Origin of the sequence: Actinoplanes subglobosus (assembly GCF_042650585.1) — a bacterium.
GTDB lineage: Bacteria > Actinomycetota > Actinomycetes > Mycobacteriales > Micromonosporaceae > Actinoplanes > Actinoplanes subglobosus.
On the sequence record NZ_JBHSBL010000018.1, the window covers coordinates 517,148 to 529,771 of the forward strand.

The window sequence follows — 12,624 nt, forward strand, 5'->3', positions numbered from 1 at the left end:
CGAAGGGTGACGGCGAAGTCATGACGACCGAAGAGCGCACCGGGTTCCGCCGGTTCCTGAGCCGGTTGACGGCGACGGACTCGGAGCTGGACGCGGAGGAGTTGCAGCGGGACAGCGCCAAGTGCGGCGCGGTCCCGGCCGGCGAGTGCCGCCGTGGGCAGGTCGTTTCGGTGTCGGGGCGGCTGCGCACGGTGGCGTACACTCCTCGGACCAACCTGCCTACGCTGGAGGCCGACCTCTACGACGGCAGCGACGTGGTCACGCTGGTCTTCCTGGGGCGCCGGTCCATCGCCGGCATCGAACCGGGGCGTCAGCTCACCGCGCGGGGGCGGATAGCGATCCGGGACGACCGCAAGGTGATCTACAACCCTTACTACGAGCTGGAGGCGCCCCGGTGACACCCGGAAGCGAGCCGCGGCACGCCGCGCACGAGTCGGTCGAGGAGCGGCTCGGTGAGCTCGTCGGGGAGGCCGAGGAGAAGCTGGCCGCCGAGATCATCGCGGAGCAGGACCTGCACGCCGTCACGAAAGGGCAGCCCGGCGACGAGGAGCCCTTCCCGTCGATGAGCGAGCAGATCGCCGACCAGCTCGGCGGTGTGCGGGGCCTGATCGAGTCCAGCGTCCCGGTGCTGGCCTTCGTGCTGCTCAACGTGATCCTCAGCCTCGAGGCCCTGGGCCTGGAGAAACGCGAGTCGCTGCTCTGGGCCATCGTCGGCTCGGTCGGCTCGGCGCTGGCCATCGGCGGTGTCCGGCTGGCCCGCCGGCAGCCGGTCCGGCACGCCGTCAACGGCCTGTTCGGCATCGCGCTCGGCGCGTGGCTCGCGTGGCGTACCGGGGATGCGAAGAATTTCTATCTGCCGGGCATTCTGCTCACCTTCGGCCAGGCCGCGGTGCTGCTGATCTCGGTCGCCTTCCGCAAGCCCCTGATCGGCTACGCGTGGGGCATCATGGCCAACCGGGGCAAGCAGGACTGGTTCGGCAATGCCCGGTTGTTCCGCACCTTCCAGTGGCTGACCGTGCTCTGGGCCGTCTCGCTGAGCGTGCGCGCCGGCATCCAGGGGGTCCTCTATCTGATGGGCGAGGCGAACGCGATCGGCATCGTCCGGATCCTGGTCAGCTGGCCGATCTACGCCGCCACCTTCGCCTTCACCATCTGGGCCATCCACCGGGTGACGTCAGCCCAGCGGCGGGAGACCCCGGTCGCCTAGCACCACGGCACGGACCTGGTCCTCGACGTCGCTGGTGCACACGAAGATCAGCTCGTCGCCGGACTCCAGCGGGTCGTCCGGCGTCGGCACCAGCACCCGCTTGCCGCGCAGGATGGCGACCAGAGCGGCGTCACGTGGCATCGGCACCGAGCGCACCGGCTTGCCCTCGTAGGGCGCGTCCTTGGGCAGGGTGATCTCCACCAGGTTGGCCTCGCCCTGCCGGAAGGTCATCAGCCGGACCAGGTCGCCGACCGTCACCGCCTCCTCGACCAGGGCGGCCATCAGACGGGGCTTGCTCACCGCGACGTCGACACCCCACTGCTCGGTGAAGAGCCACTCGTTCTCCGCCCGGTTCACCCGGGACACCACCCGCGGCACCGCGAACTCGGTCTTGGCCAGCAGCGACACCACCAGGTTGGCCTTGTCGTCGCCGGTCGCCGCGACCACCACGTCACAGCCGGCCAGGTCCGCCTCCTCCAGGCTGCTCAGCTCGCAGGCGTCGGCGAGCACCCAGCGGGCCTCGGGCACCCGCTCCGGGCAGAGCTGCCGGGGGTGCCGCTCGATCAGCATCACCTCGTGCCCGTTGCCGATGAGCTCCTGGGCGATCGACCGGCCCACGTTGCCGGCTCCCGCGATGGCGATGCGCACGGTCAGTTCCCTTCCTTGTCGGCGCCCTGGGCGATGTCCAGCACCTGGTCCACGGTCTCGTCGGTGACCAGCATGTAGACCTGGTCGCCGTCCTGCAGGACGGCCGACGGCTGGGCCAGGGTGCCCATGCCGAACCGGGCCAGGTAGGCGACCCGCGCGCCGGTCCGGTCCTCCAGTGACTTGACCGTGCGGCCGATCCAGTCGCGGTGCAGCGGGGTCTCGACGATGCTGACCACGCTCGTCGGGTCGCGGAACACCTCGACCCGCTGATCCGGCACGAGGAACCGGTACATCCGGTCGGCGGCCCAGCGGATCGTGGCGATGGTCGGGATGCCCAGGCGCTCGTAGACCTGCGCGCGCCGGGAGTCGTAGATCCGGGCCACCACCCGGGAGACACCGAACGTCTCACGGGCCAGCCGGGCCGAGATGATGTTGGAGTTGTCGCCGCTGGAGACGGCCGCGAACGCGTCGGCCCGCTCGATGCCGGCGGCGCGGAGCACGTCACGGTCGAAGCCGATGCCGTTCACCGTGACGCCGCCGAAACCGTCGCCGAGGCGGCGGAAAGCGTCCGCGTCGCGGTCGATCACGGCCACCTGATGGCCCTGGGCGTCGAGCTTCTGGGCCAGCGTCGAACCGAGCCGGCCGCACCCCATGATGACCACGTGCACGGTTCGTGCCCTCCCGAATCTGTACGGACCAGTGTGAGCCTGCCATGCCCTGCGTGTGGACGCTGTCCGGGGCGGGCCACACGCCGAAAGGTGCGCCCGTACGCTTGGCACTCGTGGCAAGTACCACCTCTCTAGCCAAACGGCTGCTGCTCGGCCGGCCGTTCCGCTCGGACAAGCTGCAGCACACGCTGCTGCCCAAGCGGATCGCGCTCCCGGTCTTCGCGAGCGACGCGCTCTCCAGCGTGGCGTACGCGCCCGACGAGATCCTCCTGACCCTCTCGATCGCCGGCGCGGCCGCCTACCTCTACTCGCCCTGGGTGACGCTCGCGGTCGCGGTGGTCATGGTGACGGTGGTCGCCAGCTATCGGCAGAACGTGCACGCCTATCCCTCCGGCGGCGGCGACTACGAGGTGGCGACGGTCAACCTCGGATCCAAGGCCGGGCTCGGAGTCGCCAGCGCGCTGCTGGTCGACTACATCCTCACGGTCGCGGTGTCGATCTCGTCCGGGGTGAGCAACCTCGGCTCGGTCGTCCCCTGGGTGGCCACCCACAAGGTCGTCATCGCCATCATCGCGATCCTGGTGCTGAGTGCGCTCAACCTGCGCGGCCTGCGGGAGTCCGGGGTCGCCTTCGCCGTACCCACCTATCTCTTCATCATCGTCATCGTCGGCATGATCCTCACCGGCCTGGTCCGGGTCTTCGTGCTCGGCGACGACCTGCGGGCGCCCAGCGCCGACCTGACGATCGTCGCCGAGGACGACTTCACCCAGGCCGGTTTCGCCTTCCTGCTGTTACGGACGTTCTCGTCCGGCTGCGCGGCGCTCACCGGTGTGGAGGCGATCTCCAACGGCGTGCCCGCATTCAAGAAGCCGAAGAGCCGGAACGCGGCGATCACGCTGATGCTGCTGGGCAGCCTGTCGATCGTGATGCTCTACGGCATCATCCTGCTGGCCCAGGCGACCCACCTGAAGTTCGTCGAGAACCCGACGCTGCAGATCATCCCGAACGCGGCCTCCGAGGGCTACGTCCAGAAGACGGTCACCACCCAGCTCGCCGAGACCGTCTTCGGCAGCGGGTCGATCCTGCTCTACCTGGTCGGCGCGGTCACCGCCCTGATCCTCTTCCTGGCCGCGAACACCGCGTTCAACGGCTTCCCGGTACTCGGCTCGATCCTCGCCCAGGACCGGTACCTTCCCCGCCAGCTGCACACCCGAGGCGACCGGCTGGCGTTCAGCAACGGCATCCTCTTCCTCGCGGTCGCCGCCATGGTGCTGATCGTGGCCTTCGAGGCCGAGGTGACCCGGCTGATCCAGCTCTACATCGTGGGCGTGTTCGTGTCGTTCACGCTGTCCCAGCTCGGCATGATCATCCACTGGAACCGGCTGCTGAAGACACAGCGCGACCCGCAACGGCGGCGCCGGATGATCCGCTCCCGGGCGATCAACACGTTCGGCATGGTCCTCACCGGCGCGGTCCTGATCGTCGTCCTGATCACCAAGTTCCTGCTCGGAGCGTGGATCGCGATCGCCGCGATGATCGTGATCTACGCGCTGATGGTGGCCATCCACCGGCACTACACGCGGGTCGCCGAAGAACTCAAACCGACCGACGAGCGGCCCGTCCTGCCGTCCCGCAACCACGCCATCGTCCTCGTCAGCAAAGTGCACCAGCCGACCCTGCGGGCGATCGCCTACGCGCAGGCCACCCGGCCGGACACGCTCACCGCGGTCACCGTGAACGTCGACGACAACGACACCCGGGGCATCCAGGCCGAATGGGAGCGACGGCAGCTGCCGGTGCCGCTCACGGTGGTCGACTCGCCGTACCGGGAGATCACCCGCCCGATCCTCGACTTCGTGAAGAACACGCGCCGCGCCTCACCACGCGACGTGGTCACCGTGTTCGTCCCCGAGTACGTGGTCGGCCGCTGGTGGGAGAACCTGCTGCACAACCAGAGCGCACTGCGGATCAAGGGCCGGCTGCTCTTCGAACCGGGTGTGATGGTGGTCAGCGTGCCGTGGCAGCTGCGCTCCAGCCAGGACCGCGACCTCGACCGGCTGGACCGGGTGCTGAGCCGGGCGCCCGCCCGCGGCCCCCGCGTCCAGCCCGGTCTCGAACCCGAGGACGGTGACCAGCCATGACCATCGCCGACGACCGGCAGTCGGCCGAGGACCTGATCGAGGGCGACCGCGTCGAGGTCGTCGTCGGCGCGCCCGCGCACGGCGGCCACTGCGTCGCCCGGATCGGCGGCCCGCACGGACGGGTCGTCTTCGTCCGGCACGCGCTGCCCGGCGAACGCGTCACCGCCGAGATCACCGAACTCCACCGCGGCTACCTCCGGGCCGACGCCGTGGAGATCCACGAGGCCTCCCCGGACCGGGTCACCCCACCCTGCCCGTACGCCCGGCCCGGCGGCTGCGGCGGCTGCGACCTCCAGCACGCCTCCGGCGAGGCACAGCTGCGGTGGAAGACCGAGGTGGTCCGGGAACAGCTGACCCGTCTGGCCGGTCTCGACCCCGACGAGCATGCGGTACGGGTGGAAGCGCTGCCGCCACCGCTGGACCGTCCCGGTGACGATCCGGGGCAACTGCTCGGATGGCGCAGCCGGATCCGGTACGCGATCGACGCCGCCGGCCGCCCCGGCCTGCTCCAGCACCGCTCGCACCAGGTCGTACCGATCGACCGCTGCCGGATCGCCCACCCCGCCATCCAGGACCTCGACGTGCTCGCCAACGACTGGCCCAACGTCGACGCCCTGCAGGCGGTCGCGTCCACCGGCGGCGACGTCGCGGTCCTCGGCCGCCCGTCCGGATCAGCCGGCCCGGCCGCCGGCGACGACCTCTCCGAAGCGCAGGAGGGCGGCGCGCTGTTCCGGCTCTCCGGCCCGCCCGAGGTGATCGAACTCGCCGCCGGCCGCGCCTGGCGGATCCCGCCGCAAGGCTTCTGGCAGGTCCACCCGTCGGCCGCGGACACCCTGGTTAACGCCGTCCTGGAGATGCTGCGCCCAGCCGTCGGCGAAACCTCGTGGGACCTTTACGGGGGTGCCGGGCTGTTCGCCGCCGCCGTCGCCGAACGCACCGGCGCCCGCGTCACCGTCGTCGAGTCGTCCCCGACCGGGGCGGCCTCGGCCCGCGCCAACCTGGCCGGGCTGATCCGTGCGGACGGCCGCCCGCTGGCCGACGTCGTCGAGGCCCGGGTCGACGTGGCGCTCACCCGGCGCCGGGTGACCGGCCCGGTCGACCTGGTCGTGCTCGACCCGCCCCGGGCCGGCGCCGGCGCCAAGGTGGTACGCGCGCTGGCCGCGGCCCGGCCACGGGCGATCGCCTACGTGGCGTGCGACCCGGCGGCCCTGGCCCGCGACCTGAAGACGTTCGTCTCCCTGGGCTGGCGCCTGGAGAGGTTGAGGGCGTTCGACTGCTTCCCGATGACCCAGCACGTGGAGTGCGTGGCCCACCTGCTCCCCGCCTGAACCCAGACCGCCGGCCGTCGCTGACCGGAAGCCGACCCTGACTGTGGACACAGGAAACTGCCCGGCGGACCGGACCCGGGTCGGGGCGGCGATGCTGCGGATGGGTCGTCGGGGAAGGGGGACGTCCCGGCAGCCGCACTCGCCATCGCCGATGGTGGGGCGTCGTGACGTGCCCGGCTGTCCTCGTCACGCCGACCGGCGGCAACCGCGGTTATGACACGGGGGTTCCACGGCCCCGCGTGATCAGCCCCCGGGTGGTGAAGACTCAGAGGCCGGGGCGTGGGTTCAGCGGCGAATCTCGCATCCTGTCTGTTCAGGTCGACTCGTCAAGGATCGCCCCCGTGACGAGGACCGTCTGGAGCACCCAATGCCGGACCGGGTGCGCGGGCGGCCCTTCGGTGGGGCGTCGGGCGGGCCCAATGTCGGACCGGGTGCGCGGGCGGCCCTTCGGTGGGGCGTCGGGCGGGCCCAATGTCGGACCGGGTGCGCGTGCCGTCCTTCGGCAGGGCGTCGGATGTACCCGTCGTCGGGTCTGGGTGCGTTCACCGCCCCCAGGAGGGCGGTGACGGCACCCGTATCCGGCTCTGGGTGCCGACCTGACACTCCTACCGAGAAGTCGTTCGCGCACCAGGCCACCCTCCTCACCCCGACCAGCGACAACCGCGACCGGACCGCAGGTTTCACGCCCCGCGCGATCAACCTCCGGTGGTGAAGACTCAGAGCGCTTTCGGGGGTGGCATTACCGGTGTGGGCGACGGCTGGTGGTGTTGGGACGCGCCAGCCCGGTGGGCGCGCTGGAGGGTTTGAGTGGGCAGCCCCGCCGCGTGGCGCGGGCGGGGCTGCGTGGGATGCGATTGAGGGCTGTCCGCGGCGTACCGAATGGGTCAGGGGTTGGCTCTCTCGGCGGCGGCCACCGCGTTGCGGAAGAGCATCGCGACCGTGGTCGGGCCCACGCCGCCGACGCGGGGGGTGATCGCGCCGGCGACCTCGGCGCAGGACTCCTCGACGTCGGGCAGCAGGCGCCGGCCCTCGTAGCGGACGCCGGCGCCGATCACGACCGAGCCGGGTTTGATGTGCTCGGGCTTGACGATGCCGGGGACACCGACCGCCGCGATCAGGATGTCGGCGCGCTGGGCGTAGCGGGGCCAGTCCTTGACTCCGGTGTGCACGACGGTGACCGCGGCGTTGGCGGTGGGCCGTTTCTGGGCCAGCAGCATGGCCAGCGGACGGCCGAGGGTCGCGCCGCGGCCGAGGATGACCACCTCGCGGCCGGAGACCTCGACGCCGTGGAACGCGAGCAGCGCCTCGATGCCTGCCGGGGTGCAGGGGAGCGGGCCGGGCAGGCCGACGGCGAGACGGCCCATGTTGAGCGGGTGCATGCCGTCGACGTCCTTGTCGGGGTCGAGGGTCTGCAGCGCCGCGTCGTAGTCGAGGTGGGCGGGGATCGGGTACTGGATCAGGACGCCGTGCACGTCCTTGTCGTCGTTGTACCCCGCGATGACCTTGAGCAGGTCGGCCTGGGTGACGTCGCCGCCGAGGTGTTCGTGCGGGGATTCGAAGCCGAGCTCGGCGGCCTGTTTCTGCTTGATCCGGATGTAGCCGGCGGAGGCGTCGTCGTCGCCGACCAGGATGGTGGCGAGACTGGGCCGGACACCGCGGTCCTTCAGCTTGGCGACCCGGGCCTTGACGTCGTCGAGGACCGCCTCGGCAACGGGCGCGCCGGGCAGGAGACGAGCAGTGGACATGTGTGACTCCTCAGCCGGGAGCCCAGGCGGTCGACTCCGCGTGACGAGCTCCCCGATGGTTCGACCATCCCTGTGCCGCCAGTCGCTGCGTGCCTTCCAGGATGCCGGACGGTTCTCCCGGTCGCCCACCCGGGGTGTGGCGGTACGCCGGTCGGGGGAGGTCGCGATTGTGTGGAGGAATGGTGACGGTCCGTTCGCTCAAGTCGCGTCCTCGCCCGGCGCGGATAGACTCCACCCTCATGAGCGACTCCCCCTCGACCCCGGCCGGCCTGCTGACCAGCATCACCAATCCGGGTGATCTGAAGCGACTGACCGCGGAGCAGCTGACCCTGCTCGCGGCGGAGATCCGTGACTTCCTCGTCGCCAAGGTCTCGCGGACCGGCGGCCACCTCGGTCCCAACCTGGGTGTGGTCGAGATGACCCTGGCCATGCACCGGGTCTTCGACTCCCCACGCGACAAGATCCTCTTCGACACCGGCCACCAGTCGTATGTGCACAAGATCGTAACCGGTCGCCAGGACGGTTTCGACCTGCTCCGTCAGCGCGGTGGTCTCACCGGCTACCCGAGCCAGGCGGAGAGCGACCACGACCTGATCGAGAATTCGCACGCCTCCACCGCCCTGTCCTACGCCGACGGTCTGGCCAAGGCGTTCGCGCTGCGCGGTGAGGATCGTCACGTGGTCGCCGTGGTCGGTGACGGCGCGCTGACCGGTGGCATGTGCTGGGAGGCGCTCAACAACATCGCCGCCACGCGCAACCGTCTGGTGATCGTGGTCAACGACAACGGCCGCTCCTACGCGCCGACCATCGGCGGTCTCGCCGACCATCTGTCCACGCTGCGCCTCAACCCGGGCTACGAGAAGGTGCTCGACCTGGTCAAGGACGCGCTGGGCCAGACGCCGGTGGTGGGCAAGCCGGTCTTCGAGGTGCTGCACGCGGTCAAGAAGGGCATCAAGGACGCGGTCAGCCCGCAGCCGATGTTCGAGGACCTGGGCCTGAAATACATCGGCCCGGTCGACGGCCACGACCAGCAGGCCATGGAGTCGGCGCTGCGGCGGGCCAAGGGCTTCAACGCGCCGGTCATCGTGCACGCGGTGACCCGCAAGGGCTACGGCTACCGCCCGGCCGAGCAGGACGAGGCGGACTGCCTGCACGGTCCGGGGGCGTTCGACCCGCAGACCGGGGCGCTGACCGCCAAGCCGTCGCTCAAGTGGACGGCCGTTTTCGCCGAGGAGCTGGTCCGGATCGCCGACGAGCGGCCGGACGTGGTGGGCATCACCGCCGCGATGGCCGAGCCGACCGGGATCGCCGCGCTGGCCAAGAAGTATCCGGAGCGGACGTACGACGTGGGCATCGCCGAGCAGCACGCGGCGACGTCGGCGGCCGGTCTCGCGATGGGTGGCCTGCACCCGGTGGTGGCGGTCTACGCGACCTTCCTGAACCGGGCCTTCGACCAGGTCCTGCTGGACGTGGCGATGCACAACCTGCCGGTGACGTTCGTGCTGGACCGGGCCGGCATCACCGGGCCGGACGGGCCGAGTCACTACGGCATGTGGGACATGAGCGTCTTCGGCGTGGTGCCGGGGCTGCGGATCGCCGCGCCGCGCGACGCCGCGACCCTGCGGGAGGAGCTGCGCGAGGCGGTCGCGGTCGAGGACGGCCCGACGATCGTGCGCTTCCCGACCGGTTCGGTCGCGCCGGACACCCCGGCGATCCGCCGGGTCGGACAGGTCGACGTGCTGCGCGAGGGCGAGCGGCAGGACATTCTGCTGGTCGCGGTGGGTTCCTTCACCGGTCTCGCTCTGGAGGCGGCGGAGCGGATCACCGAGCAGGGGTACGGGGTGACGGTCGTCGACCCGCGCTGGGTCCGTCCCGTGCCGATCGAGCTGACCGGCCTGGCCGCCCAGCACCGGGCCGTCGTGACCCTGGAGGACGGGGTGCGCGCCGGCGGTGTCGGCGACGCGGTGGCGAGCGCGCTGCGGGATGCGGGCGTGTCCACGCCGCTGCGGGACTTCGGTGTGCCGGTGGGCTTCCACCCGCACGGCACCCGTGCCGAGATCCTGGCGTCGCTGGGGCTGACCTCGCAGGACGTGGCCCGTGAGGTGACGGAGTGGGTGTCTCGTCTCGCGGAGCCTGACATCCGCGTCTGAGGCACTGGGCAACTTCGTTACTGAAAAGTTACCGTTAGCGGATGGGTGTCGACGCCGTCCGCGGGCCAGTGGTCATCGACCTCGGCTACGACCGGGGCGAGCCCATGACGTACGGGCAGCCGGGGCGGCGCACACTGCCGTCCTGGCTGGCCCCGGCCGTCGTCGCGGCGCTGGTGCTCTTCGGTCTCACCGCGTCCGGCCCGCCGCCGCCCCCGCTGCTGGCGGCCCTGACCCGGGTCGAGATCGGGTCCGCCGATCCGTACCTGGTGACCGGCACCGGCCAGCTGGTGGTCCAGTCGGCCGGGGTGCTCGCCTCCTACGACCTGGCGACCGGCGCCCGGCAGTGGCGGGTCGACCAGAAGATCCCGGTCTACCGGCTGCGTGCCGGTGACGGCCTGCTGCTGCTGCGGCCGTGGGGCGCCGGGAGCACCGAGCCCGGCACCACGGCGGTCTCGCTGACGACCGGCGACCAGTTGTGGCACAACACCCGCAGCGTGGTCAGTTTCGAGGGCACCGGCCTGGTGTTCTCCGTCGAGGGTGTGCGCAGCCAGTCCTCCGGCACCGGCCGCCGGGTGGAACGGACCGTCGAGGCCCTCGATCCGGCTGCCGGCGCGACCAGCTGGCAGGTCGAGGTCCCGTCGACGGCGGTCCTGCTGGCCGTGCCCGGTCCGCCGGGGGAGACGGCCCGGATGCTGATGGTCCGCGACGACCTGACCGCCCGGCTGTACGACGGGCGCACCGGTGCCCTGCTCGCCGAGCGGAAGGTGCCGGCCGCCAACTACGACCCGGAGAACCCGCTGGTCGTCGGCGGGGCGGTCCTGCTGCGGCACCCGGGGCCGTCCGGGATCGAGGTGTCCGCGTTCGACGCGACGACACTGCGGCCGCTGTGGACCGAACCGGCCGACAGCACCCGTGAGGTCCAGCCGTGCGGCCGGCTCGCCTGCCTGATCGGCCTGGACGGGGTGCGCGCGATCGACCCGGCGACCGGTGACCAGCGCTGGCACCGGCCCGGCTGGCGATCCATCGAGACCATCGGCAAGCGGCTCATCGCCTACGCCGACGGCCCGAATTCACCGACCGCGCTCGTCGATCCGGCGACCGGCCGGGTGCTCGTCGACCTGACCGGCTGGCGGCCGCTCGGTGGCGCCACGGCCGGCGGCGAAGTGCTGGTCATCCGGGATATCGGGGCGGATCCGCGTACCATGGTCGCGGTCGCGGCCCCGCGCCTGTCCCGGCCGCGCGTGCTCGCCGAGTTGCCCGCCGGCACCGGCGAGTGCCAGTCCGCCCCCGAGCGGCTGATCTGCCGGTCGATGTATGGCGAGCTGGTCGTCTGGTCCTACCGGGCCGAGGCGGCGTGATCCTCAGGAAGGTTGTGGCGTGGCGCTGATCGAGCTGGATCTGGACGCCCCGCCCGATCGGCTCACCGGTCGCCGTCATCCGCCCCCGTGGCGGTACCGCCCGCTCGGCGTGGCCCTGGCGGTGGTTATGGTCCTGACCCTGGCCGGCGCGGCACCGCGGGGCGGCACGTTCTGGCGCCCGCTCGGGCTGATCCCGGCCGAGGCGGGCGCCGAGGCCGCCATCCAGATCGCCGGCGGGCGGGTGTTCACGCTCGTCCTGGCCGGGCGGAGCCGCACCCTCACCGCATGGGACCCGCAGCCCTCCCCGCACCGGCTGTGGAGCGCCGAGGTGCCGATCAGCGCCACGTTCGACCCGGCCAACGGCGTCTTCGGCGCGGTCCGGGTACGGCGGATCGGCGACCTGCTGCTGGTCGGCGCGGGTCTGTCCAGCACCGTGCTGGACGCGGACACCGGGGCGATCCGCTGGACCACCGGGAACCGGATCACCCCGGTGCGCGACGGCCTGGCCGTCCTCACCGACCGGATCTTCCGGCCCGGGACGCTCTACGACCAGGAGTCCGGCGACCCGGGGATGCTCTACTTCTCGGCCGACGGGCAGCCGCACGTCGAGCCGCCGGTCCGGACCGAGGTGCGCGGTCTCGACCTGGCCACCGGCACGGTGCTGTGGACGGCCACGCCGGGCGGCTCGGTGACCGCGGAACCGGCCGGCGGCGACGGCCCGGCCGCCGTCCTGATCACCGCCTCCGACCGGCTGAGCCTGGTCGACGGCCGGACCGGTGCGGTGCTGCGCGAGACCGGACTGCCCCAGGAGGCCGGTGCCGGGCCCGGCACCAGCGACGTGGTCGGCGACGTGGCGCTGATCGGCTATCCGGAGGCCGGGCTGCAGGCCGGGTACGACGTACGGACCCTGGACCGGCTCTGGGTCCGTGACCTGCACACCGACGGAGGGCCGGACACCTGCACGGGTCTGCTCTGCGCCGCCGGTGACCGCGAGGTGCAGGTCCTCGACCGGCGGACCGGGCGGGTCGCCTGGTCGGCGCCGTCCGAGGCGGAGCTGGCCGTCCGGGACGGGGCGGTGCTGCTGACCCCCGCCGGGGACGACGGTCCCGGTCTGCTCGTCGACACCACGACCGGGGCGCCCCGGGCCGACCTGACCGGCTGGGACGGCGAGGTCGAGGGTTTCGGGGCGCATGCGCTGCTGCTGTGGCGTGACGAGAAGGGCGGCGGGCGCGCCTTCGGGGCGGTGCTGCCGGGCGCGACCGAGGTCCGCTATCTGGGGGCCGCCGACGGTCTGGATGGGGACTGCGGCGGGGACGATCGATACGTAGTCTGTCGGGATGTCCGGGGACTGCGGGTCTGGGCCTATCGGATCTGATACC

10 protein-coding genes and 1 riboswitch are annotated in these 12,624 nt (G+C 71.8%); of the genes, 7 read left to right on the forward strand and 3 right to left on the reverse strand.

The features are described from left to right. The first annotated feature begins 20 nt into the window (after positions 1-20). Together ACFO0C_RS24275 and ACFO0C_RS24280 are read left to right on the forward strand one after the other, a co-directional pair. Positions 21-398: an OB-fold nucleic acid binding domain-containing protein gene (locus ACFO0C_RS24275; RefSeq protein WP_360289424.1), complete on the forward strand. Its 378-nt coding sequence runs from the start codon at positions 21-23 to the stop codon at positions 396-398. Then, a complete protein-coding gene (locus tag ACFO0C_RS24280; protein WP_378068942.1) occupies positions 395-1,207 on the forward strand; it encodes a DUF3159 domain-containing protein in 813 nt (270 codons plus the stop codon). The genes ACFO0C_RS24275 and ACFO0C_RS24280 overlap by 4 nt, the downstream gene beginning before the upstream one ends. Here ACFO0C_RS24280 and ACFO0C_RS24285 read toward each other — a convergent pair. Continuing rightward, the gene (locus tag ACFO0C_RS24285; protein ID WP_378069143.1) at positions 1,175-1,861 is read right to left on the reverse strand and encodes a potassium channel family protein; all 687 of its coding nucleotides are present in this window, start codon (positions 1,859-1,861) and stop codon (positions 1,175-1,177) included. The genes ACFO0C_RS24280 and ACFO0C_RS24285 overlap by 33 nt on opposite strands. Continuing rightward, positions 1,858-2,523 (reverse strand): potassium channel family protein, encoded by a 666-nt coding sequence (locus ACFO0C_RS24290; RefSeq protein WP_378068943.1) that lies wholly within the window; start codon positions 2,521-2,523, stop codon positions 1,858-1,860. The genes ACFO0C_RS24285 and ACFO0C_RS24290 overlap by 4 nt, the downstream gene beginning before the upstream one ends. 113 nt (positions 2,524-2,636) lie before the next feature. Between ACFO0C_RS24290 and ACFO0C_RS24295 the strand changes: the two genes are divergently transcribed. Beyond that, the gene (locus ACFO0C_RS24295; protein WP_378068944.1) at positions 2,637-4,664 is read left to right on the forward strand and encodes an APC family permease; all 2,028 of its coding nucleotides are present in this window, start codon (positions 2,637-2,639) and stop codon (positions 4,662-4,664) included. Next, positions 4,661-5,992, forward strand: coding sequence for a class I SAM-dependent RNA methyltransferase (locus tag ACFO0C_RS24300; protein WP_378068945.1), 1,332 nt, complete (start codon positions 4,661-4,663; stop codon positions 5,990-5,992). The genes ACFO0C_RS24295 and ACFO0C_RS24300 overlap by 4 nt, the downstream gene beginning before the upstream one ends. Positions 5,993-6,876: 884 nt before the next feature. On the opposite strand, the gene ACFO0C_RS24305 is transcribed toward ACFO0C_RS24300, so the two are convergent. After that, positions 6,877-7,737, reverse strand: coding sequence for a bifunctional 5,10-methylenetetrahydrofolate dehydrogenase/5,10-methenyltetrahydrofolate cyclohydrolase (locus tag ACFO0C_RS24305; RefSeq protein WP_378068946.1), 861 nt, complete (start codon positions 7,735-7,737; stop codon positions 6,877-6,879). A 13-nt stretch (positions 7,738-7,750) separates the two neighbouring features. Next, positions 7,751-7,833, reverse strand: a riboswitch (ZMP/ZTP riboswitch). A 143-nt stretch (positions 7,834-7,976) separates the two neighbouring features. Here ACFO0C_RS24305 and dxs point away from each other — a divergent pair. The 3 genes from dxs to ACFO0C_RS24320 are packed head-to-tail and all read left to right on the forward strand — an operon-like array spanning position 7,977 to position 12,620. Continuing rightward, positions 7,977-9,887 carry a 1-deoxy-D-xylulose-5-phosphate synthase gene (gene dxs, locus ACFO0C_RS24310; protein WP_378068947.1) on the forward strand — a complete coding sequence of 637 codons (1,911 nt, stop codon included), beginning with the start codon at positions 7,977-7,979 and terminating at the stop codon, positions 9,885-9,887. Between the two features lie 41 nt (positions 9,888-9,928). Next, on the forward strand, positions 9,929-11,245 hold the full coding sequence (locus tag ACFO0C_RS24315; RefSeq protein WP_378068948.1) for an outer membrane protein assembly factor BamB family protein: 1,317 nt from the start codon (positions 9,929-9,931) through the stop codon (positions 11,243-11,245). 19 nt (positions 11,246-11,264) lie between these two features. Then, entirely contained in the window at positions 11,265-12,620 is a 1,356-nt protein-coding gene (locus ACFO0C_RS24320) for an outer membrane protein assembly factor BamB family protein (RefSeq protein ID WP_378068949.1), read from the forward strand. Positions 12,621-12,624: the final 4 nt, after the last annotated feature.